This is a genomic window from Micromonospora sp. NPDC005324 (genome assembly GCF_040607155.1).
Taxonomy (GTDB): domain Bacteria; phylum Actinomycetota; class Actinomycetes; order Mycobacteriales; family Micromonosporaceae; genus Micromonospora; species Micromonospora trifolii.
Map to the genome: position 1 here is coordinate 1 of NZ_JBEXGE010000046.1, position 21,632 is coordinate 21,632.

Consider the following 21,632-nt stretch of genomic DNA (forward strand, 5'->3'; position numbering starts at 1 on the left):
TGTTTATATCCTTCGGTGGGGGCGTTCCACCTCGCGGTGTTGTTTTTGTTCGTCGTTGGCCGCGCGCCCGCCCTCGTGTGGGGGGGGGCGGGCGGCCCCCCCCCCCCACGCCACCGATCGGTAGCGCACCCCGACACAGGTCAGCCGGCCGTAGTCTCATCGGATGCAGGACATCCAGACGCACACCCTGGTCATTCCCGGCGTCGATGTGGTCTACGACGTCCGCGGCCCGCTTCCCCCCGCTGGCGCCCATCGTGCGCTGCTCATGATCGGCCAGCCGATGGCGGCGGAGGGCTTCACCGCGCTCGCCCCGCACTTCACCGACCGCACGGTCCTCACCTACGACCCGCGTGGCCTGGGCCGCAGCGTCCGCAAGGACGGTCGGTCCGACCACACGCCGCAGCAGCAGGCCGCCGACCTGCACGCGCTCGTGCAGGCGCTCGACGTCGGCCCGGTCGACCTGTTCGCCAGCAGCGGCGGCGCGGTGACGGCCCTCGAACTGGTCGCCACTCACCCCGACGACGTCGCCACCCTGGTGGCGCACGAACCGCCGATCAACGCCGTGCTCCCCGACGCCACGGCCGCCGAGCGCGCCCGGGCCGGCTTCTACGAGGCGTACCAGGCGAAGGGCTCGGGTGCGGGGATGGCGGCCTTCATCGCCATGACGTCCTGGCAGGGCGAGTTCACCGATGCCTACTTCGCCCAACCCGCTCCGGACCCGGCGATGTTCGGCATGGCCGCCGACGACGATGGCCGCCGCGACGACCCGCTGCTGTCGCAGAACTCGTGGGCGATCACCGACTACCGTCCCGACGCGAGCGTGCTCACCGCCGCGCCCACCCACATCGTCGTCGCTGTCGGCGAGGAATCGACCGACACGTACACCGCTCGCACCGCCCTGGGCCTCGCGGCGCTGCTCGGCCAGGAGGCCGTGGTGTTCCCGAGCCACCACGGCGGGTTCCTCGGCGGCGAGTTCGGTTACGCGGGCAAGCCCGAGGAGTTCGCCGCGCGGCTGCGGGAGGTGCTGGACGCCGGCTGACGTCCGCATGACGGGACCTCCTCACTCGCGCCGGCTCTCGTGCAGCCGATCCGACCAGCCGTATCGTGAGACACGGAGACGACGATCCGCCGTCTTCGATCAAACGCCACCGGTGTCGGTCGAGGAGAACGAGATGACTGGTCTGGCGACCGTCGGCGCAATCGTGGGTGTCCTGCTCGTCGGTCTCGTGGTCCTGGTCCGTAAGCCGGCCAACACCCGGTCGGTGCTCGAATGGTCGGCCCTGGCGATCACCGCGCTGGTGGCCGCCGCGCTGGTCCCCTTCACCGTGGACGACTCGGGTGCCGCGGCAAGCTATCTGCTCGGCGTTCCCGTCGCCGCGGCGCTGCTGCCCGTTCTCGCGCAACGCTCCGGTCGGCTGACCATGGTCGCCGATCTGGTGGCCGCGCTCGTCCTCACCGGATGGGGTCTGCTGCTCGGGCTGGGCATCGGTGTCGCGTTCCTGCCAGCGGTGATACTCCTGGTCGCCAGCGCCGTGGGCACCCGGGCGCCGCGGCCGTCCACCACCACGTGAAGCCCCTCAGCGTGTGCACCGCCACACCAGCGGCCGATATGCCTGTTTCTCGTAGACTGCCCCGACCACAGTCAGACCGTCGTCGCTGATCCCCTCGGCCATGTACGTGCCCGCCTCGGTCGCCCGGACCTCGGGTCGGCCCGGCAACCGGCGGGAGGTGCCGTCCGCGGCCACGACCAGCGGCGCACCATCGGCGACCAGAACGTCACCATTGCCGGCGATGCCGCTCGCCCCCGGAAAGGGCAACAGGCTCACCGCTCCGCTGGCGAGATTCCACAGCACCGGCAGCATCTGCACGGCGCCGTTGCGCCGGCCGCCGGGAACCATGCCGATCGCCCACTGACCCCGCGCCGAGTCGACCGACGCCCGCGGGTAGCCGTCGGGCACCGTCAGCGCCGCCCCGACGCCCTGCGGCGTCCACCGGTAGGGCTGTTCACCGACGGTGCCGACGATCGTGCCGTCCTCGGTGATCCCGGTGGCGGACGACCCCCGCTTGCCGACCAGCCGGTGCTTCTCGGGGTGGTCCGCCGACCACAGCACAGCCTGGTGCGAGTCGTCGGACCTGCGCGCGGTGCCGACGATGTCGCCCCGGCCGTTGACGGCGTGCACGAGCACCGCCTCGTAGCCGGGCGGGGTGTCCAGGAAACGCAGCTTCCCGTCCCGGTACAGCCAGCCGGCGCCGTCGCCGTTGGTACCGACCACATAGCCACGGGTGTTGACCGCAGCCGCGTGCCGCGCGGCAGCCGGCAGGACCACCGGCCGGCCGTCGGTCCACAGCACGACCCGTCCGTCCTCCCGCCCGGTTCCGATGTCACCGACGATGTGCCGCCCGGTGGGGTCGACCCGGTTGGCCACCGCTACCGGACCGCCGACCGGCTGCGGCAACCACGACGCCTGGCAGGCGACCGGTGGGCGCGGCGCGGCCGACCCGCTCCCCGCCGGTGACACCGCGAGCGCCGGCGTGGTGGGAACCGGCGGGCTGGCGGTCCCGCCTACCTGGACGGCACCCATGACGCCGACCCCGGCCAGCACCGTCAGCGCGGCGATCCCGCCGACGCGCCGACGCTGACGGCGCCGCCGGCCGTCGCGGACCGCCCGGCTCAGGTCGACCCGCGGCTCCGGTACCGGCACCGACCGCAGCAGCTCGGCGATCCGCTGATCGTCTTCCGTGGTCATCTCGGACTCCTCACTGACATCTCGGTGACGTCGAGCACCTGGCGGACGGCCGCCAGCGCCCGAGCCGTCTGCGACTTCACGTTGCCTTCGGAGCAGCCCATCGCGGCGGCCGTGTCGGTCAGCGACAGGTCGCACAGGAACCGCAGGACCAGCACGGTGCGCTGGCCGCGCGGGAGGCGGGCGAGCGCGGCGAGCAGGCTGTCCCGCTCGGCCAGGTTGTCGTGCGGCGTCACGGGCGAGCGCTCCGGCTCCGGCACCGCCCCCAGCAGCCGAACCTTCGCCCAGCTCAACCGCTTCTCATCGACGAGCTTGTGCACCAGCATCCGATGTACGTACGCGTCGACGTTGTCGGCCCGGCTGACCCGGCGCCAGTTCACGAAGAGCGCCGTGACCGTCTGCTGCACCACGTCGTCGGCCAGATGGGCGTCGCCGCACATCAGGAACGCGGTTCGATGCAGGCTCGGCAGTCGCGCGGAGACGTACTCCACGAACTCACCCTCGGCATCCACCATCGAGGCTCCCTCCTCCGCAAGCTCGACGGGACCGGACGACCATCAGGTTGCGTCCCCGTCGAAGAACGCTGGGAAGCCCCTAGCCGACGGCGCTCGTCATCCGGCGTACCGCCTCGGTGATGAGCTCCGGCGCGGTGGCCAGGTTCAGGCGGACGTGCCCGACGCCGCCGGTGCCGAACGCCAGTCCGGAGTTGAGCGCCACCCGGCCCCGGTCGAGGAACACCGTGGCCGGGTCGTCGCCGAGGCCCAGGGCGCGGCAGTCCAGCCAGGCCAGATAGGTGGCCTGACCGGGCTGGTAGCGGATGGCCGGCAGGTGCTCGGCGAGCAGCGCGGCAAGGAGCCGACGGTTGTCGTCGAGGCCGGTCAACACCGCGTCCAGCCACTCGCCGCCGTCACGGAAGGCAGCGGTGTGGGCGATCACGCCGAGGTGGCTGGTGCTGACGCTGACCCCGAACGGGACGCGGGCGAGATCCTCGGCGGCGGCCGGGCCGGCGACGAGGAGCCCACCGCGCAGGCCGGCCAGGTTCCACCCCTTGGAGGCGGACATCAGCGACAGGCCGTTCTCCGCGCCGGGCACCGAGAGGTACGGCACGAACCGCGCTTCCGCAGCCACCACCGGAGCGTGGATCTCGTCGACGACCACCCGCACCCCGTGCCGCTGGGCCAGACCGGCGACGGCCGTCAACTCGGCGACGCTGTGCACGACACCGGTCGGGTTGTGCGGGTTGCAGAGCAGGTACGCCGCCGGCCGGCCGCCAGCGCGAGCCCGCCGGAACGCATCCTCCAGCGTGCCGAGGTCGATCCGCAGGTCCTCGCCGAGCGGCGCCTCCACGATCCGGCGGTCGGCGTGCGCCACGGACTCGTAGAACGGCGGGTAGACCGGGCAGTTGACGATCACCGCGTCCCCCGCCCCGGTGACCAGTCGCAGCGCCTCGACGACGCCGTGCATGACGTCGGGCACCAGCGCGGTGCGCGCCACGGCCAGCCCGTCCCAACCCCACCGCCGCGCGGCGAACTCGGCCACTGCCTGCGGGTACGCCGTGCCGGCGGTGTAGCCGGTGTCGCCGCGCGCGACGGCGTCGGTGATCGCCCGTGCGACCGGCTCGGCCAGCGGCACGTCCATCTCGGCCACCCAGAGCGGCAGCACGTCGTCGGGGTACTCCCGCCACTTGAGGCTCGTCCGCTGCCGGAGCTGGTCGATCGTGAGCTGGCGGAGGGGGTTGACGGCGGTTGGGGCACCACTGAGCAGGCCAGTCATGACCCGAGCCTATTCTCCGCGTCCGGCCCGGCGACCCGAGCCATCGTCAATCTGTCCACTGTGGTCATACCGGAAGGATTTCCCGACGTTGCCTAGCATTGACCAGCGTCTTTGTGCATAAGCGCCGATCCGTTTCGGAATCAACGGCGAAAGATTGCTGCGGGCCGACGGTTCATAACCTAGGCTCCCGAATGCTCACATCGACGGCCCGCCCTCACGCCGTGCCAGCCACCGACCTTGCACGCCGGCCATCGCAACCCTCGACGCCGATTGGAGTATTCGATGACCTGGCGTCCAACCATTGCCGCACTGGCCGGCCTGTGCCTGGCGGTCAGCGCCACCCCGTTGCCCGCCGGTGCTGCCGCCGACGCTGCGCATGTTAGCGCTCACGCCACGCTCGCCGGTCCGCCCGGCGCACCGCCCGGGGCCTGCCCGACGGGGGTCAGTTACGGCCCACCGCTGCCGGCCAGCACCGTGACGGCCCCGCGAATCCAGGGCGGGTTCACCTTCCTCGAAGGGCCGGTCTGGGTCGCCGACGGCGGCTACCTGCTGCTGTCCGACATGGCCGCCGGCACCGGGCCGTACAACGTCCAGCCGTCGACGATCCGCCGGTTCACCCCGCCGGCGACCTTCGACACGTTCATCGCCGACGCCGGCAGCAACGGCCTGGCACTCAGCGCCGACGGCCAGCAACTCGTGGCGGCCACCCACGACCAGCGGAGCGTGTCCGCGTACCGGCTGAGCGACCGGGCCCGCAGCACCGTCGCGGCGAACTACCAGGGCCGGGCGTTCAATTCGCCGAACGACGTCGCGGTCCGCTCCGACGGCGTCGTCTACTTCACCGACCCCAACTTCCAGCGCGGCAACCGCCCGGACCAGATGAGCGGGCGTACGAGCGTCTTCCGCGTCTCCAACGGGCAGGTGTCGCTGGTCGACGACCGGTTGCGCCAACCCAACGGCATCTCGCTCTCGCCGGACGGGTCCGCGCTGTACGTGGGCGCCTACTCCGAGAACAAGATCTACAAGTACGCGGTCCAGCCCGACGGCAGCATCGGTGCCCGCAGCGTCTTCGTGAACTACATCGGCGGCCCCGACGGCGGCACTGTCGACTGCGCCGGCAACGTGTACTGGACCTCGGGCGGGGACTCCCTGGTCCACGTCTACTCCCCCACGGGCACCCAGCTCGGCACGATCCGGTCCGGCGGCTCCGGCACAACCAATGTGGCGTTCGGCGGCCCCGACCGGCAGACCCTCTTCGTCACGTCGGGTCGGTGGGGCGACTCGGGGCTCTACAGCGTGCGACTCACCATCCCCGGCTATCCGTACTGACCGACGGTTGGATGGCGCGCCGCTTCCGTCGTAACCCGACGTGGCGGCGCGCTATCCGGCGCTCGCGGCGATGAACACCACCGCCCCGACCACCACCAGCGCGGCGGCCAGGAAGGTCTGCCGGCGGGCCCGACGCAACGACTCCCGGACCTGCCAGGCGTGCGCGGTGGCGAGCAACCACCGCAGGTACGGATCGGTCCGGGCGATGTTGCGACGCGCGGTGGCGAGCCCTTCCCGGAGGGCGGCCCGCTCCTGCGGCGGGGCCGTCGACAGGCGGCCGGTTATCTCCGCGGCGATCCGGCGATGCCGCAGCAGACCGTCGACGTCATCGGCGTACCCGCCGAAGTGGTACCAGGGCTCGGCCTCCAGCCGCTCGCGCAGGCCGCGCAGCTCCGGCCCGGTGAGCGACGCCGGCGTGGTCATCGGTGGGACGAGCACCTCGCTGGTCCGCCAGATCGCCCAGGCCACGCCGAGCAGCGTCACCAGCAGACCGCCGCCCGCCCACGCCGCGTGAACCCAGTCGGTGACCTTGCCGGCCGCGATCAGCGGGCCACCGCCGAGCAGCAGCGCGCCGACCGCGCCGGCCGAGGAGATGATCCACCGTGCCGCGGCCCGGCTGTCCGCTACCGAGTCCAACGGGGACGGCAGCGCGTCGAGCCCCGCGCCGCTCGTCGGCGACTCCCCGGTCATCGGTGGTCGTCGCGGAAGACGACACCCAGCGGGCCGTGCTCGTCGTCGGGCAGATCGGTGTACGGCACCCAGCGCTGGCCGTCGAAGAACTCCAGCTCGCCGCTGTCGTTGATCCGCACGGCGTTGACCTGCGCAAGCTCTTCAGGATCGTCAGCCATGGATACAGTATCGGTCAGTCCGGCAATCCGCCCCGGCGTCGGGTCGTCCGCCGGGCGACCGCAGGGGGCGTCTGTGATCCGGTTGACCGTCAGCGCGACCGACGTGGTCCTCGCCCTTCGGGGCGACCGGCGCCGGCACCCGGTGGGCCCGGCCGATCAGCGCACGGCCGACCTGCTCTGGCGGTTGCGCGGCGGACCCTCGGTGGAGCTGTCGTACGAGGTGGGCGTCGCGCTCGGCCGCCGCTTCCTCGACGCCCCCGGCCCGGCCCTGCGCGCTGAGCTGGCCCGGCCCGGCCGGCACCGGCTCGGCATCGAGGTCGTCGACCCGGCCCTGGCCGACCTGCCCTGGGAGACCCTGGTGCTGCCCGGCGAGGAGTTGCCGCTGGCGCTGCGCCCCGACGTCGACGTCTGCCGGACCGGTCCCGACAGGCCGGCGCCCACAGTCCGGGTGGACGGCCCGCTGCGGATGCTCGCGGCGATCGCGAGCCCGGACGACTCCACCCAGCCGCTGCTGGACCACGAACGGGAACTCGGGCGGATCCTCGGCGCCGTGGAACCAGGGCACCGGCACGGGGTGCGGGTGCGCGTCCTGGAGTGGGGCAGCGCCGCCGCGATCAGGGCCGCCCTCGCCGAGGAGCCGTTCCACGTCCTGCACGTCTCCAGCCACGCGCGCCCCGGCGCGCTGCTGTTGGAGACCCCCACCGGCACTGAGGATCGCGTGGACGCGGCGCGGTTCCTGGCCGAGGTGCTGCCGCCGGGCCGGACCGTGCCGTTGATCGTGCTGGCCGGCTGCTCCACCGCTCGGCAGGATCAGCGGGAGCTGCCCGGGCTGGCCGGCGCGCTGCTGGCCCACGGTGCGCCGTCGGTGCTGGCGATGAACGGAACGGTCAGCGACGAATACACCATCGAGTTCTGCGCTCGGCTCTATGAGCGGTTGGCCGCCCGCGGCGAGCCGGAGCTGCTGGCGGAGGTTTCCGCCGTACGCCGCGAGCTGGCCCCGACCGCCGCCGAGTGGTGGATGCCCACACTGTTCCTGGCCGACCCCGGGCTGCGGCTGGCCGGCGGGCGGAACGGTGCTGCCGTCGCCGTGCCGCCCGGCCAGTCGCTCGTCGGGGACGGCGTGGTGCGCGCACCCACGGACTTCGTGGGCCGCCGGGAGATCCTGCGCCGGCTGTCCCGGGGAAAGCTGCGGGTGCTCGTCCACGGCATCGGCGGGATCGGCAAGACGAGTCTCGCCGCGGAACTCGGGCAGCGGTTCCGCGACGCGGGCGGCATCGTCGTGGCGACCCGCGGCGACGCCACCGTCGACGAGATCCTCGACGAGCTGCGCCGCCAGGTGGAGGGCCGATGCGCGGGGGCGGCCCCGGAGGACCCGGTGCGGCGATGGCTCGTCGCCCTCGCCGAGCCGGGCCAGGACTGGCGGCGACGGCTGGATTCGATCGGCACCGGCGGCCCGCCGCTGCTGCTCGTCCTCGACAACGCCGAGGACGCCCTGGACGCCGAGCACCGGTTGGCCGACGGGGACCTGGCCGCGTTCCTCGCCGCCTGGGCGTCCCGCCACGAGCTGGTCGTGACCAGCCGGCACCCGTTCCCGGTCGTCGGTCTCGAAACCTGTCACCTCGGTCCGCTCTCCTGGCAGGAGACCCGCAAGCTGCTCTGGCGACTGCCGGGCGTCGGCCAGCTGGCGCCGGCGGAACAGCAACGGATGTGGCACCGACTGGGTGGCCACCCGCGCGCGCTGGAATACCTCGACGGCCTGCTGCGCGGTGGCAGCGCCCGATCCGACGAGGTGGCCAGTCGACTGGCCGCGGCCGGCGGTGGCCGGGACGCCGGGCCGGCGGAGGTCGGCACGCCGCTGGCCGAGGCCGGCGCGCTGGCCGCCGAGGATGTGCTGCTGCCCCGGCTGCTCGCCCGCCTGGAGGCCGTCCCGGCGGCCCGTCGGTTGCTGCTCGGCGCGGCGGTGTACCGCACCCCGGTAGACCGGACGGGCCTCGCCTGGCAGCTCGCCGATCCAACGGACGGCGGCGACCCACCACCGGAGCCCACAGGGCTGGACGAGTCGGTCGAGACGCTGTCCCAGCTGGGGCTGCTCGCCCCGGTGACCGGGGGCCACCTGGTGCACAGGTGGACGGCAGCGAGCCTGCTGCGGATCGCCGGCCGCGACGCGGTGGTGGACGCCCATCGCCGGGCGGGTCGTTACTGGGGCTGGCGGACACGGTCCAGCACCGACCAGCACGACTTCATCCGCCGGGCCGTCGAGGCGCGGTACCACCACCTGGCCGCGGGTGACACCGACGACGTCGTCACCTACTCCGAGCTGGCCTGCCAGGAGTTGCACGCGGCGGGGCACTGGGCCTGGGAGGAGAAGATCTGGCGGGAACTGCTGCCGATGGCACCCCCGGGCTCCGCGCGCTCGGCGAGCTTCCTGAAGGGACTCGGCGACGTGCACCTCAGCCGGGGCGAGTACCCGCAGGCGACGCAGCGCTACGAGGCGGCGCTGGCCGTCTACCGGAATCTCGACGACGAGAGCGGGGTCGGCAAACTCCTGCACCAGTTGGGCCTGGTCGCCGACAACCGGGGTGACCGGGCGACAGCGGACCGGCTGTTCCAGGAGGCGTTGACGATTTTGAGTCGGCTCGACGACCGGGCGGCGGTCTTCCGGACCCTGCACCAGCTCGCCGGCACCGCCCGCGACAACGGCGACGCCGAGCTGACCATGTCGCGTTACCTGGAGGAGCTGGCGATCGCCCGGGACCTCGACGACCTGGACGGGATCGCGGCGAGCCACCACCAGATCGGCGTACTCGCCTTCGAAGCCCGGGACCTCGTGAAGGCGGAGCAGTGCATCCAGGTGGCGATCACCACCTACGGACGGTTGGGCGTCCGGGTCCAGCAGGGCAGCGGGCTGGTGATGCTCGGGCGGATCGCCCTCGCACAGTTCGCGTACGAGACCGCCGAGGCCCGGGTCCGCGCCGCCCTGAAGATCTTCGAGGAGGTCGGCAGCAACGGTCACATCGCCGAGTGCACACTGCTGCTCGGTCACCTCTCCCGTGACCTCGACGACCTCGAATTCGCCGAGAGCTGCTTCGCCCGCGCCCGGACGATCGTCGCGGCCCTCGGGGAGGACCGGCTGCTGCGCCGCTGCGACGAACTGCTCGGCGGCGTCCGGACCGTCCTCGGCCGGGCCGCCGAGGCGGTGCCGCACACAGTGAGCGCGATCGGCGGGGACGACCAGCCGCCGCGCCAGTCGGCCCTGGAGTGGCTGGCCGTGCAGCGCCTGGAACTGGGAGCACAAGCCTTCTCCGCCCTGCTGGCCCGGCACCTCGACCGGCGGCAGGCGGCGCAGCGGGCCCAGTGGGTCGAGGCGTACCTGCGGTTCCGGTTCGACGGTTCCCACCCGACGCCGCTGGGCAGTGGGTACGTCCTGCTCGCCATCGCCGCCGCCCAGGCGGGTGAGTTCGGCACCGCCCGCATGTGCCTGCTGCGGGCGCTGCCGATCTGCGCCGCCGCCGGCTACCGGGCGGGGGTCGCCAAGTGCCACGAGGACCTCGGCCGGGTGGCCCTGGAGACCCGCCGGCTGGCCGAGGCCCGGTCCCGCTACGAGGAGGCGCTGGAGGTCTACCGCGTGCTGCGCCACGAGACCAACCAGGCCATCGTCCTACACCAGCTCGGCCGGGTCTGCGAGGAGCAGGAGGACCTCGCCGGCGCGGACGGGTTCTACCGCCGCTCCATCGCGATCAAGAAGCGGCTCGGGAACCTGTCGGGCGTCTCCAACAGCACCTTCCACCTCGGTCGGGTCGCCGGCCTGCGCGGCGACCGGGCCCTGGCCGAGCGGTGCTACCGGACCTGCCTGGGGATCGACCGCGAGCAGGGCAACTGGGAGGAGATGGCACTGGACCAGGTGGCGCTCGGGCAGCTGCGGGTCGAGCAGGGCCATCCGGCGGAGGGCATCCCGCTGATCGTCGAGGCACTGAGCATCGACCGGCAGATCGGGTCGACCAACGCGGCGCTCGACCTCAACGCACTGCGCGACCTGCGGGCCGGTCTCGGCGACGAGGCGTTCACGGCCATCCTCACCGACGCCTTCGGCCCGGCCCGTACCGTCGAGGTGCTCGACCTGATCGCGGTGCTACCGACAGCTACCGAGCCGGCCTGAACCCACCGCGCCGGCGATGCTGCCGGTGAGGGTGGCGGAGGACGCATTCGGGCTGCTCCTGCGACGCACTGCTTTCGCGGGTGCTCGGCTGCCGCTCGCCGTCGCCGCGCTCGTACTCCTCGCGCCCGCCGCCACCATTCCCGCCTGCCGCCCGTGGGGGGCGCGGTGGGTGAGCCGGATCGGCTTGTTGGGCCGGAACGCGGACGAGTTGCGGGCGGAGCTGGAAGGCTGACCACCGTCACCTGGATGGGTGGCCGGGGCCCGGGGGAAATCTGACACCGTGAGCCGCCACTGTCGCTGGGCCGCCGGCAGACAACGTCATCTGCCGGAGCGGCCCAGCGACCCCCCACCAACAAGCGGCCGGGCAGGGGCGGTCTGCCGCCACCGACCCGACACGCGAGCCAAGCCGCGGGAGGAGCCCCCGTTGTGCTCCCGCGGAGCTGACCCCTCCCAGCGATGGCCCCCGGGTGTGGCCGGCCGGACCACACGCCATCCGGCGCGCAACGGGTGTTGAGCCACTTGAGATCACACTCAACGCCCGTTGCTCCAAACAGGAGCGAGCATACGCTCACGTTCCGTGCACGTGTCAACATCTGTTTTGCCGCGCCGCACATCTGCGACACTGTCGTTTAGCGGCTGGAGGGTGAAGAGTCATGGTTGACGATTGGCACGCAGAGCACGAGCTGCCACCCCTCGGCACGCTGGCTGCGAGGCTGGAATACCTGTTCGACAAGATCCGCCCGACGCCCGACGAGGTCAGCGACTCCGACGAGCCGGGGCGCAGGTACACCAACAGGGAGATCGCCGACAAGATCAACGAGGTGGCCGCCGGGACGGGCGTGACGATCAGCGCCGCCTACATCGGCGAGTTGCGCCGCGGTGTGGCCAGCGATCCCCGCACCTCACACGTCCGCGCCCTGGCTGCCGCCTTCGGGGTCAACTCGGGCTACTTCGTCGACGACGCGGCAGCACGACGAACAGCGGACCAGCTCACGCTGCTCAACGAGCTACGCCAGATGGATGTCAAGCAGGTGGCGCTGCGCCAGGTGCTCGCCGACAACGGGCTCTCCGCGACGGACACGCAGCTCATCGAGCAGATGGTGGCCCGATTGCGAGCCGTGGCGGCCGGCACTGGCACGACCAGTTCCGCGCCGGTCGTTCGCGGCTAGCCGTGCAGATCCTTCGGTGGCAGTACACCGACGAGCAGGAGACCGCTGACGTGAAGTTGCACCGACTACGCAGGCGCTGCGAGCAGATGGTTGCCGAGCTTGAGGTGCCCGAACCCTTCGACATCCGGAAGCTCTGCGATGCCCTCGGCGAGCGGCGCGGTCGGCCCATCCACCTGGTGCCGATCAAGCTGCCGGCACATACCGTGTGCGGGATGTGCGTGCCGACCGGCGACTTCGACGCCATCTTCTTCGAGCAGGACACCTCGCCGCTGCACCAGATGCTGATCATCGGCCACGAGTTGGGTCACCTGCTCGCCGGCCACCAGGCAACCGAGGTGCTGGACGCGGACGCCTCCCGACTGCTGCTACCGGATCTCGACCCGCAGCTGGTCCAGCGCAGTCTCGGTCGCAGCAACTACGCCGCAACCGAGGAACGCGAAGCTGAGATGATCGGTTCTCTGCTCCTGCGGCGGGTCCGCGGCAGTAGCAGCGACGTGGACGACGCGCCGCTGACCGGCCAGGACGTCGAGCTGTACGGCCGGCTGCGGCACTCACTCGAACATCCCCACTGGTAGCGGCGCGATGGACACCGCCCTCTACGCCGTCTGCGCCACGGCCGGCTGGATCGCCCTCGGGTACATGGTGCGACTCCAGCGCCGGCACCCCAGCCACGCCCGCCGTGCGATCTGCTTCGGTCTCGGCGCCTTCGCGGCCGGGATCACGGTCGCCATCCCGCCCATCGCGACGGCGATCGACCAGATGTCGGGGCTACCCAACCTGGCCAAGGTCATGGCCCACGCCGGCGCGCTGACCATCTCGGCGAACGCCGAGATCATGCTCCTGCACTTCGCGCTCCCCGCGGCGACGGCCACCGCCCGGGCCCGCAAGTGGATCTGCGTCACCGCGTGCGCGTTCCTCGTCATGGTCGGCCTGTTCGCCCACACCCTCACCTACGACGACCCGGTGCTCCTGACGGTCGAGTACGCGACGGACCCCGTCGTCACCGCCTACCTGCTGATCTTCCTGATGCTCGGCTTCTTCGCCTACTGCTTCGACATCGCCCGGTTGTGCTGGGGCTTCGCGAAGATCTGCGGGCGACCCTGGTTGCGCCGTGGCCTGCGCATCACAGCGGTCGGTGCCGCCTTCGCACTGCTCTACAGCACCAACAAGATCGGCTATCTGGTCGCCTACTGGGCCGGCTACCAACCGGCCGGGGAACGACAGATCGCCGCGGTCCTGGTGACCATCGGCGCTCTGCTCATCACGATCGGTCTCACCATGCCGGCGTGGGGGCCCACCCTCAAGATCACGCGCCGGTGGGAGGACTACCACTCCTACCGGCGGCTCGAACCACTCTGGCGTGACCTCGTCGCGGCCTTCCCCGAACTCGAACTCGAACCCGCCCTGCGCCGACGCCGCACTGCCGTGCGCGACACCGACTACGCGCTGACCCGCCGGGTGGCCGAGATCCGTGACGGCCGCCTGGCGCTGCGCCCGTACACGGAGACCGGTGTGACGGCGCTGGCCGCACAGTTCGCCGAGCAGGCCGGGCTGACCGCCGAGGAGCGGCAGGCGTCCATTGAGGCCGCCCACCTGGCCTGCGCTCTGCGTCGCCACGGCGCCGGTCTGGTGGCAGCGGTTCCGCAACCGGCCGACCAACTGCACCGCCCGGACGACGGCTACGCCGGTGAGGTCGCCTGGCTGACGCTCGTCACCGAGGTCTACGCCCGCTCGCCGGTGGTGGAGCGAACGATCGCCGCGACCCGAGAACTCGCCGCCGCGGGCACCCCACATGACAGCGCTGGAGACGCCCGCCGATGAGAGGCCGCTACGACAACCTGACCCGTACCCGTGCTCTCGACCCCGAGCGCGACTACCTGCACATCTACCAGACCATGCTGCGCTACGAGTTTCCGTGGGACATGAAGCTCGGGCTCAACCTCGCCTTCAACAGGTCGTTCTCCGTCCCCGCCATCGCCGCGGTGCACACCGCCACGGCCGAGCTGACCGAACGCACCCAGAAGCGGATCGACGACACCGGCCTGCTGATGTACGAGATGGTGCTCAACGGCTTCGAACAGCCTCGGGGCCGCGACGCGTTGCGGCGCGTCAACCAGATCCACCGCCCGTACGACATCAGCAACGACGACTTCCGCTACGTCCTCGGCTGCCTGGTCGTGATCCCCACCCGCTGGTTGCAGGAGTACGGCTGGCGCCAACCCTGCTGCCACGAACGTCACGCCACGTACCTGTTCTACCGGGAACTGGGCCGACGGATGGGCATCACCGACATCCCCGGGTCGTACGACGAGTTCGAGACCTGGTTCGACGCGCACGACGCAGCTCACCTTCAGCCCAACGACGACGCGGCGGCCATCGAACGCGCCACCCGCATGCTGATGCTCACCCGGATCCCCAGGATCCTCGCGCCACTGGGAAACGCACTGGTCAGCGCCCTGTACGACGCGCCGCTTCGGCGCGCAACGCGGGTCGGCACGCCGGCCTGGCCGGTCCGGGCGGGGTTGCACCTGGCCTTGCGGACGCGCTCGGGGTTGCAGCGGTGGTTCGGGGCGCCACGGACCTCCGCGTTGTTCGCCGACGGGATCAAGGCCAAGAGCTACCCCGACGGGTACGAGATCAGCCAGCTCGGCCCACACCAGGACCGCGTGCGCGAGTAGCACCTCGGCCCTGCTGGCGTCGTCCGCTCAGCCGCGCGCCGGGGCCTGCGCTACCCGTGCGAGGTCACCGCGGAGAACCGGCACGCGAGTGGGGCCGGCCCGCCGACTGTCCGCCGGGGACAATCGGCGGACCGGCTCTCAGCGCACGTCGGTGGTGGTCCAGCGTGGGGAGGCGTTGGTGACCGGGACGGTGTCACCGACCAGCGTGGTCAACGCCTGGGCGTCCCGCCGCGCGCTGGTGCCGACCCAGAGCTCGACGTCGCCGGGCTCCACGACGCGGGTGAACGTGCGGTCGGAGAAGGCCAGGCGGGTGGTGGGGACCGTCAGCTCGACCGTGACGGACCGGCCCGGCTCCAGGTGGACTCGCCGGTAGCCGAGCAGCTGCGCCACCGGCCGGGTCACCGAGGCGACCACGTCGCGACCGTAGAGCTGGACCACGTCGTCGCCAGCGACCGCGCCGGTGTTCGTCACCCGCACGGTCACCCCGACCGCCCCGTCGGCGGGCACCGTGGTCGGCACTGTGAGATCGCTGTAGGCGAATGTCGTGTAGGACAGGCCGTGGCCGAACGGCGCCACGGGCGTCGCCGGCAGGCTGGTCACCTCGTTGCCCGCACCGAGGGTGGGGTGCAGGTAGGAGTACGGCTGCGCGCCGGCCGACCCGGGCAGGCTGACCGGCAGCCGGCCCGACGGGTTGACCCGCCCGGAGAGCACCCCCGCGATCGCCCCGGCGCCCTCCTCGCCCGGGAAGAACGCCTGCACCACCGCCGCGCAGCGTGAGAGCGCCCAGCCGATCGCGTACGGCCGGCCGGTGAGCAGCACGAGGACGACCGGGGTGCCGGTTTCCAGCACCGCCTCGACCAGTTCGCGCTGGACGCCGGGCAACTCCAGGTCGTCCCGGTCGCAGCCTTCGCCGACCGTGCCGCGTCCGAAGAGGCCGGCGTGGTCGCCGACGACCAGGACTGCCACGTCCGCGCCGGAGGCGGCGACGACGGCCTCGTCGAAGCCCGATCGGTCGTCGTCGTCCACGTCGCAGCCGCGTGCCCAGGTGACGAGGTCGCTGCCGAACTCGGCCCGCACGGCGTCGAGCACCGTCGGCACCTCGATGCCGGTCTCCACACCGGGGTGCTGGACGAGGACGTGGTTGAGGAACGAGTAGCACCCGAAGAGCGCACTCTGCCGGTCGGCGTTCGGGCCGATGAGGGCCATCCGTCGCCCCGCGGGCAACGGCAGCGCGCCCCGGTTGGCGACCAGCACTATCGATTCCTCGGCGAGCCGGCGGGCGATCGACCGGTGCTCGGGCGAGTCGAGGTCGATCGTCTGGGGCGGTTCGTCGCTGAAGGTCGCGTCGAGCAGACCCAGGTCCTGCTTCTGGCGCAGCACCCGCAGCACCGCGCGGTCGATGAACGCCTCGTCCAGCGTGCCCGCCCGCACCGACTCCCCCAGGGTCAGATAGGCGTCGCCGGTCGGCAGTTCGACGTCGAGCCCGGCCGTCAACGCCTGCCCGGCCGCATCCGCGTGATCGCTCGCCACGTGGTGCAGCAGGTTCAGGAACGCCACCCCGTAGTAGTCGGCCACCACCGTGCCGTCGAAGCCCCACTGGTCCCGCAGGATGCCGGTCAGCATCGTCGGGTCGGCGGCGACGGGCACCCCGTCGATCTCGGCGTACGAGTGCATGACACTGCGGGCGTCACCGTCGATGATCGCCATCTCGAACGGGAGGAGCAGCACGTCGGCCAGTTCCCGGCGGCCGACGTGCACCGGCGCGAAGTTACGCCCGGCGCGCGAGGCGGAGTAGCCGGCGAAGTGCTTGAGGGTGGCGTGCACCCCCTGCGACTGCAGGCCGCGCACGTACGACGTGCCGATGGTGCCGACCAGGTACGGGTCTTCGGCGATGCACTCGTCCACCCGACCCCAGCGGGGGTCACGGATCACGTCGAGCACCGGAGAGAGCCCCTGGTGCACGCCCAGAGCCCGCATCGAGGCGCCGATCGCCGCGGCCATCTCGGTGACCAGGTCGGGGTCGAACGCGGCACCCCAGGCCAGCGGGGTGGGGAACGTGGCCGCCTTCCACGCGGACAGCCCGGTGAGGCACTCCTCGTGGACGATCGCCGGGATGCCGAGCCGGGTGCCGGTCACCAGGTCCCGTTGGAACTTCCACAACCACGACGCGCGTTCCGCCGCGTCCAACGGGCGGGTGCCGTAGGCGCGGGTGAGGTGACCGAGCCCGTGCCGGGAGAAGTCCTCGAGCTTGAAGGCGTCGCCGAACTCCCCCTGCAACGGTGCGACCGCCTCGCCGTCCTCCTTCTCCCAGAAGCCGACGAGCTGGGCGATCTTCTCCTCGATCGTCATCCGGCCGAGGAGATCGCGTAGGCGGGCCTCGCCGTCGCGCCCGTCCGGTCGTCCGTGCTCCGGACCTGCCTGGGCCGGTGCCGGCCCGCCCACCACCGCGTGGACCTCAGTCATGCTGTGCCTTCCTGTGGTTGTGCTCGTGCCGCTGCCGCTCAGCCCTTGACCGCACCCTGCAGGCCACCGACGATCTGCTTCTCAGCGAGCGTGAAGAAGAGCAGTGCCGGCAGCATCGCCAGCGAGGTGAAGGCGAGTACGCCTGCCGTGTCGGTGGTGTACTGGCTGGAGAAGTTCTGCACGCCCAGCGGCAGGGTGTGCAGGTTGACGTCGTTGAGCACGAGCAGCGGCAGCAGGAACGAGTTCCAGCTCGCCACGAACGCCAGGACGCCAACGGTGACGAGCGCGGGCCGCGACAGCGGCATCGCGACGCGCCAGAGGAAGCCGAGCCGACTCGCACCGTCGATGGCGGCGGCGTCCTCCAACTCTCGCGGGATGGCCGAGAGGAAGGGACGCAGGATCACGATCGTCAGTGGCAGTGAGAAGGCGACCTGCGGCAGGATCACCGCGTAGTAGGAGTTGATCAGATTCAGGTCACGCAGCATGAGGTAGAGCGGCAGGATCGCCGCCCCGGCCGGGAACAGCAGACCGAGGGTGAAGAAGGTGTAGAGCCCTTCCCGCCCGCGGAAGCTGTAGCGGGCGAGCACGAAGGCGGCGGCCAGTCCGAGCACGACCACGGCCAGCGTGGTTCCCAGGGCGATGACCGCGCTGTTGAACGCCTGTTGCCAGAAGTTGCTCTGGGTCAGCACCCTGGCGTAGTTGTCCCAGACGAACGGGTCGGGCAGGCCGGCCGGGTCCGCGACGATCTGCGGTGTGGTGCGGAAACCACCGATGACCACGTAGAGGACCGGGGCTATCGACACCGCCGCGATCGCGAGGGCGAGCGCGTAGGTGAGCGGCGTGCCATAGGAGACCTGACGGCGCCCGGTGGACGGGGGGAGAACCGAGTTCACGGCCATCGTCACTTCGCCCTTCCGGTGATGGCGCCCTCGATGTCGCGGCGGAGCAGGAACCGCTGGAACAGCAGCGCCGCCACGAAGGAGATGACGAACAGGATTACCGCTACGGCGTTGCCGTAGCCCCACAGCCGGGCGAAGAACCCGTTGTCGACCATGTACGTCGCCATGGTGGCCGATGCGCCGAGAGACCGCACCGCGGGCACCGAGGTCACCCAGATCATGTCGAAGATCTGCAGCGAGCCGATCATGGAAAGGAACATCCAGATCCGGATCGTCGGGCCGAGCAGCGGGATCGTGACGTGCCGTTGGATCTGCCACCAGCTCGCGCCGTCGATGGCGGCCGCCTCGGTCAGCTCGTCCGGCACATTGGACAGTCCGGCGAGGAGCAGGATGATGGCGAAGCCGACGTACTTCCAGGTCAGGACGGCCAGCAGGGTCCAGATGACCACATCCAGGTCCGCCAGCCAGGCCTGCACCAGGCCGCCCATGCCCAGCGACCGCAGCAGCGCGTCGACAGTGCCGTCGCCGGTCAGCAGAAGCTTCCACATGATGCCGACGGTGACCTCGGCCAGCACGTACGGCACGAACACCAGCAGGCGGAACACGGCCCGCCCACGGAAGCGACGGTTGAGCAGCAGGGCGACGCCCAGGGCGATCGGGCCCTGGATCAGCAGCGACCCGAACACGATGATCGCGTTGTTGCGCAGGGCGTCGAGGAAGATCGGGTCCTGGAAGGCGAGGGTGTAGTTCCGCAGACCGACGAACTCCGTGGGAGGCCCGACCCCGCGCCACCGGAACAGGCTGTAGTAGACCGCGAAGCCCATCGGCACCAGCACGAACATCACGTAGATCAGAACGGCCGGCGTGGTGAGCCCGATGATCTCGTACCACTTGCGGCGGTTGTCGGCTCGGCGGGCGGACTCGCGCCCGGCCCTGTGGGGGCCCGCCGGCGACGCGGAAGCGCCGCCGGCGGGCATACGGATCTGGTTGGCGGAGGTCACTTGCTTGCGGCCGCCTTCATTGCCGAGACGACCTTCTCAGGCGTCCCGTTGCCGGCGAAGATGGCGACGATCGCGTCGTTCATCGCGTTGCCGACCGTGCTGCCGTACGCCGTGTCCAGCCAGAGCTGCACGTAGCTCGCCCCGGAGGTGACCTCCAGGATGGACTTCAGCGCGGGGTCCTTCACGGCGTCCGCCGCGGCCTTGGCGACAGGCAGGCCGGTGCCGGTCTCGGCGTAGCCCTTCTGCACCTCGGGGCTCACGAGGTACTTGAGGAACTCGACGCACTCGGCCGGGGCGTTCTTGGCGCAGGAGAACCCGTCGCCACCGCCGAGGGCCGCCTTCGGGTCACCCGGGGAGCCGGAGATCGCCGGCACCGGGAACCAGCCGAGGAACGACGCGAGTTTCGCCTTGTCCGTGGTGACGGTGTCCAGCGTGCCGCGGTTCCAGTCACCCATGAGCTCCATCGCGGCCTTGCCGTTGGCGAGCATGCCGTTGGCGCTGGTCGGGTCGTTCTGGCCCGGCGTGGCGATGAAGTTGGGCTGGAACGGCTTGGTGTCGATGAACGCCTTCAGGTCCTGGCCGGCCTTCACGAAGCACGGGTCGTCGAAGTTCTTCTCCGCCGACGCCTTCTTGAGGGCGTCGATCGAGCAGGCGCGCAGCGCCATGTTGTACCACCAGTGCGCGGCCGGCCACTTGTCACCGGCCCCCACGGCGATCGGAACGACGTTGGTCGCCTTGAGCTTGGTGACCGCGGTGTTGAGCTCCTCGAAGGTGGTCGGCGGAGCCGCGATGCCCGCCGCAGCGAACATGTCCTTGTTGTACCAGACGCCCTCAATGCCCATCCGGAACGGCAGGCCGTACTGCTTGCCCTCGACCTGCCAGATCTCCGCGGCGCTGCCGATGTCGCCGACCTCGGTCTTGGTCTGGTCGGTGATCTCCTTGAGGTAGTCGGCCTCCACCTGCTCGCTCATCTCGCCGCCGCCCCAGGCCTGGAAGATGTCCGGCGGGTCGCTGCTCAGCAGCGCGGCAGGGAGCCGGGTGCGCTGGAGCTGGTTCGTCTCGATCGCCTCGATCTCGATCTTGACGGTGGGGTGAAGTGCGGAGAAGTCCTTGGCGACCTTCTCCCAGTAGGTCTTGCCGGGCCCGTCCTGTGAGGCGTTGTGCCACCAGGTCAGGGTCACCGGGTCCTTGTACAGCTCGCTCTGAGGGGCCGCCTCTTCGCCGCCGCCGGAACACCCGGCGAGGACGACAACACCTGTCATTAACAGTGCCAGAACGGCACTCGCACGCCGCTTCGTTGCCATCAATGTCTCCTCGACTAGTCAGTCGCGGTACTCGGCCTGCGGCGAAGTTTTACAGTCATGTAACTTGATGTCAATCGGTATCGATAACGTTTTCGAGTTGCCGACGACGCACCCCCGGCGGGGCCCTATCATCATCGACGTGGTGTTTCAGCAGCGCGTCAAGATGTCGGATGTGGCACGTACCGCCGGCGTCTCGGTCGCGACCGTGTCGAAGGTCGTCAACGGCCGCTACGGCGTGGCCCAGGCAACCGTGGAGCGCGTCCAACAGGTCATCCACGAGCTCGGCTACGAGGCGAGCCTGGGGGCGCAGAGCCTGCGCAGCCACCGCACCAACGTGCTCGGCATCCTGGTCGCCGAGTTCGAGCCGTTCTCGACAGAACTGCTCAAGGGGGCGTCGCAGGAGGTCGCCGGGAGCGGTTACCAGCTGCTGGCCTACTCCAGCGGTGACGGCGAGGGCGCCGCCGTGGGGTGGGAGCGGCGCTCACTCGCCCGGCTCTCCGGCACTCTCATCGACGGCGCCGTGATCGTCACGCCGACCGTGGTCGAGACCGAACACAGCTTCCACGTCGTGGCCGTCGACCCACACACCGGGCCGTCCGACCTCCCCACAGTCGATTCGGACAACTTCGCCGGCGCCGTGCTGGCGACCAACTACCTGCTGTCCCTCGGCCACAAGCGGATCGGGCACATCAGTGGACGCACCGACCTGAAGTCGGCGCAGCTACGCGAGGCCGGCTTCCGCAGTGCGATGGCCGACGCCGGCGTGCCCGTGGACGAGCGGCTCGTGCGCGTCGGCGGATTCCGGATCGAGAGCGCCGCCGGCACAGCCGCGGAGCTCCTCGCCCTCACCGACCGGCCGAGCGCGATCTTCGCGGGTAACGACCTCTCCGCGATCTCCACGATGACAGTGGCCCGCGACATGGGCCTGTCGGTGCCCGACGACCTGTCGGTGATCGGCTTCGACAACGTGCCGGAGTCGGCGCTGGTCAACCCGCCGCTGACGACCATCATGCAGCCGCTGCAACGGATGGGCGCCGAGGCGTTGCGCCTGCTCATCGACCTGATCGCCGGCGTCGAGCGCGACACCCACATCCGGCTCCCCACCGAGCTGGTCATCCGTTCCTCCTGCCGCCCGCACCACTGACCTCCGGCGTCGACCACGGCTCCAGCGGCGACGCAGTCGTTGCCGTGGCTGGCACCGGGGGCGCGCGACAGGGTGGCGGAACGTGAATCTCACCTGAGTCGGCGATTCTCCCCCTAGGTTCGAT

Annotated in this window: 19 protein-coding genes; 10 read left to right on the forward strand and 9 right to left on the reverse strand. The window is 71.1% G+C overall.

Going from position 1 to position 21,632, the window contains the following annotated elements; translation table 11 throughout:
• The first annotated feature begins 163 nt into the window (after positions 1–163).
• Together ABZS40_RS31895 and ABZS40_RS31900 are read left to right on the forward strand one after the other, a co-directional pair.
• Positions 164–1,039 (forward strand): alpha/beta hydrolase, encoded by an 876-nt coding sequence (locus ABZS40_RS31895; protein WP_354947734.1) that lies wholly within the window; start codon positions 164–166, stop codon positions 1,037–1,039.
• Between the two features lie 133 nt (positions 1,040–1,172).
• Positions 1,173–1,571 carry a hypothetical protein gene (locus ABZS40_RS31900; RefSeq protein WP_354947736.1) on the forward strand — a complete coding sequence of 133 codons (399 nt, stop codon included), beginning with the start codon at positions 1,173–1,175 and terminating at the stop codon, positions 1,569–1,571.
• Between the two features lie 6 nt (positions 1,572–1,577).
• Here the strand turns inward: ABZS40_RS31900 and ABZS40_RS31905 are convergent, their stop codons facing one another.
• From ABZS40_RS31905 to ABZS40_RS31915, 3 genes are all read right to left on the reverse strand, one after another.
• Entirely contained in the window at positions 1,578–2,747 is a 1,170-nt protein-coding gene (locus ABZS40_RS31905) for a hypothetical protein (RefSeq protein WP_354947738.1), read from the reverse strand.
• A complete protein-coding gene (locus ABZS40_RS31910; RefSeq protein ID WP_354947739.1) occupies positions 2,744–3,259 on the reverse strand; it encodes a SigE family RNA polymerase sigma factor in 516 nt (171 codons plus the stop codon). The genes ABZS40_RS31905 and ABZS40_RS31910 overlap by 4 nt, the downstream gene beginning before the upstream one ends.
• 79 nt (positions 3,260–3,338) lie before the next feature.
• Positions 3,339–4,517 carry an aminotransferase class I/II-fold pyridoxal phosphate-dependent enzyme gene (locus ABZS40_RS31915; protein ID WP_354947741.1) on the reverse strand — a complete coding sequence of 393 codons (1,179 nt, stop codon included), beginning with the start codon at positions 4,515–4,517 and terminating at the stop codon, positions 3,339–3,341.
• Between the two features lie 282 nt (positions 4,518–4,799).
• Here ABZS40_RS31915 and ABZS40_RS31920 point away from each other — a divergent pair, with 282 nt between their 5' ends.
• Positions 4,800–5,846, forward strand: a complete 1,047-nt coding sequence (locus tag ABZS40_RS31920) for an SMP-30/gluconolactonase/LRE family protein (protein WP_354947743.1) — start codon at positions 4,800–4,802, stop codon at positions 5,844–5,846.
• A 51-nt stretch (positions 5,847–5,897) separates the two neighbouring features.
• On the opposite strand, the gene ABZS40_RS31925 is transcribed toward ABZS40_RS31920, so the two are convergent.
• The gene (locus tag ABZS40_RS31925) at positions 5,898–6,536 is read right to left on the reverse strand and encodes a hypothetical protein (RefSeq protein WP_354947745.1); all 639 of its coding nucleotides are present in this window, start codon (positions 6,534–6,536) and stop codon (positions 5,898–5,900) included.
• The gene (locus tag ABZS40_RS31930) at positions 6,533–6,694 is read right to left on the reverse strand and encodes a hypothetical protein (RefSeq protein WP_354947746.1); all 162 of its coding nucleotides are present in this window, start codon (positions 6,692–6,694) and stop codon (positions 6,533–6,535) included. The genes ABZS40_RS31925 and ABZS40_RS31930 overlap by 4 nt, the downstream gene beginning before the upstream one ends.
• A gap of 73 nt (positions 6,695–6,767) precedes the next feature.
• Between ABZS40_RS31930 and ABZS40_RS31935 the strand changes: the two genes are divergently transcribed.
• From ABZS40_RS31935 to ABZS40_RS31960, 6 genes are all read left to right on the forward strand, one after another.
• Positions 6,768–10,850, forward strand: a complete 4,083-nt coding sequence (locus tag ABZS40_RS31935; protein ID WP_354947748.1) for a tetratricopeptide repeat protein — start codon at positions 6,768–6,770, stop codon at positions 10,848–10,850.
• 31 nt (positions 10,851–10,881) lie between these two features.
• A complete protein-coding gene (locus ABZS40_RS31940) occupies positions 10,882–11,082 on the forward strand; it encodes a hypothetical protein (protein WP_354947750.1) in 201 nt (66 codons plus the stop codon).
• A 421-nt stretch (positions 11,083–11,503) separates the two neighbouring features.
• Entirely contained in the window at positions 11,504–12,019 is a 516-nt protein-coding gene (locus ABZS40_RS31945) for a hypothetical protein (protein ID WP_354947752.1), read from the forward strand.
• Between the two features lie 2 nt (positions 12,020–12,021).
• Positions 12,022–12,594 (forward strand): hypothetical protein, encoded by a 573-nt coding sequence (locus ABZS40_RS31950; RefSeq protein WP_354947754.1) that lies wholly within the window; start codon positions 12,022–12,024, stop codon positions 12,592–12,594.
• Between the two features lie 7 nt (positions 12,595–12,601).
• Complete coding sequence (locus ABZS40_RS31955) at positions 12,602–13,840, forward strand: MAB_1171c family putative transporter (protein WP_354947756.1); 1,239 nt, start codon at positions 12,602–12,604, stop codon at positions 13,838–13,840.
• Positions 13,837–14,697, forward strand: a complete 861-nt coding sequence (locus ABZS40_RS31960) for an oxygenase MpaB family protein (RefSeq protein ID WP_354947758.1) — start codon at positions 13,837–13,839, stop codon at positions 14,695–14,697. The genes ABZS40_RS31955 and ABZS40_RS31960 overlap by 4 nt, the downstream gene beginning before the upstream one ends.
• Before the next feature lie 138 nt (positions 14,698–14,835).
• Here ABZS40_RS31960 and ABZS40_RS31965 read toward each other — a convergent pair whose 3' ends face one another.
• From ABZS40_RS31965 to ABZS40_RS31980, 4 genes are read right to left on the reverse strand one after another with little or no spacing between them, the layout of a single operon-like run.
• On the reverse strand, positions 14,836–17,160 hold the full coding sequence (locus ABZS40_RS31965; RefSeq protein ID WP_354947760.1) for a glycoside hydrolase family 3 N-terminal domain-containing protein: 2,325 nt from the start codon (positions 17,158–17,160) through the stop codon (positions 14,836–14,838).
• Positions 17,161–17,198: 38 nt separating this feature from the next.
• Positions 17,199–18,065 carry a carbohydrate ABC transporter permease gene (locus ABZS40_RS31970; RefSeq protein WP_354947762.1) on the reverse strand — a complete coding sequence of 289 codons (867 nt, stop codon included), beginning with the start codon at positions 18,063–18,065 and terminating at the stop codon, positions 17,199–17,201.
• On the reverse strand, positions 18,062–19,060 hold the full coding sequence (locus ABZS40_RS31975; RefSeq protein WP_354947764.1) for a sugar ABC transporter permease: 999 nt from the start codon (positions 19,058–19,060) through the stop codon (positions 18,062–18,064). Before ABZS40_RS31975 ends, ABZS40_RS31970 begins: the two co-directional genes overlap by 4 nt.
• Positions 19,057–20,241 (reverse strand): extracellular solute-binding protein, encoded by a 1,185-nt coding sequence (locus ABZS40_RS31980; RefSeq protein WP_354947766.1) that lies wholly within the window; start codon positions 20,239–20,241, stop codon positions 19,057–19,059. Before ABZS40_RS31980 ends, ABZS40_RS31975 begins: the two co-directional genes overlap by 4 nt.
• Before the next feature lie 262 nt (positions 20,242–20,503).
• Between ABZS40_RS31980 and ABZS40_RS31985 the strand changes: the two genes are divergently transcribed.
• On the forward strand, positions 20,504–21,508 hold the full coding sequence (locus ABZS40_RS31985; protein WP_354947768.1) for a LacI family DNA-binding transcriptional regulator: 1,005 nt from the start codon (positions 20,504–20,506) through the stop codon (positions 21,506–21,508).
• The last annotated feature ends 124 nt before the right edge of the window (positions 21,509–21,632 follow it).

Excerpts from the sequence above, each read along its gene's own strand:
- ABZS40_RS31910 (WP_354947739.1), bottom strand. The coding sequence starts at position 3,259 with ATGGTGGATGCCGAGGGTGAGTTCGTGGAGTACGTCTCCGCGCGACTG.
- ABZS40_RS31895 (WP_354947734.1), top strand. The coding sequence starts at position 164 with ATGCAGGACATCCAGACGCACACCCTGGTCATTCCCGGCGTCGATGTG.
- ABZS40_RS31925 (WP_354947745.1), bottom strand. The coding sequence starts at position 6,536 with ATGACCGGGGAGTCGCCGACGAGCGGCGCGGGGCTCGACGCGCTGCCG.
- ABZS40_RS31915 (WP_354947741.1), bottom strand. The coding sequence starts at position 4,517 with ATGACTGGCCTGCTCAGTGGTGCCCCAACCGCCGTCAACCCCCTCCGC.
- ABZS40_RS31945 (WP_354947752.1), top strand. The coding sequence starts at position 11,504 with ATGGTTGACGATTGGCACGCAGAGCACGAGCTGCCACCCCTCGGCACG.
- ABZS40_RS31965 (WP_354947760.1), bottom strand. The coding sequence starts at position 17,160 with ATGACTGAGGTCCACGCGGTGGTGGGCGGGCCGGCACCGGCCCAGGCA.
- ABZS40_RS31930 (WP_354947746.1), bottom strand. The coding sequence starts at position 6,694 with ATGGCTGACGATCCTGAAGAGCTTGCGCAGGTCAACGCCGTGCGGATC.
- ABZS40_RS31905 (WP_354947738.1), bottom strand. The coding sequence starts at position 2,747 with ATGACCACGGAAGACGATCAGCGGATCGCCGAGCTGCTGCGGTCGGTG.
- ABZS40_RS31955 (WP_354947756.1), top strand. The coding sequence starts at position 12,602 with ATGGACACCGCCCTCTACGCCGTCTGCGCCACGGCCGGCTGGATCGCC.
- ABZS40_RS31900 (WP_354947736.1), top strand. The coding sequence starts at position 1,173 with ATGACTGGTCTGGCGACCGTCGGCGCAATCGTGGGTGTCCTGCTCGTC.
- ABZS40_RS31920 (WP_354947743.1), top strand. The coding sequence starts at position 4,800 with ATGACCTGGCGTCCAACCATTGCCGCACTGGCCGGCCTGTGCCTGGCG.
- ABZS40_RS31960 (WP_354947758.1), top strand. The coding sequence starts at position 13,837 with ATGAGAGGCCGCTACGACAACCTGACCCGTACCCGTGCTCTCGACCCC.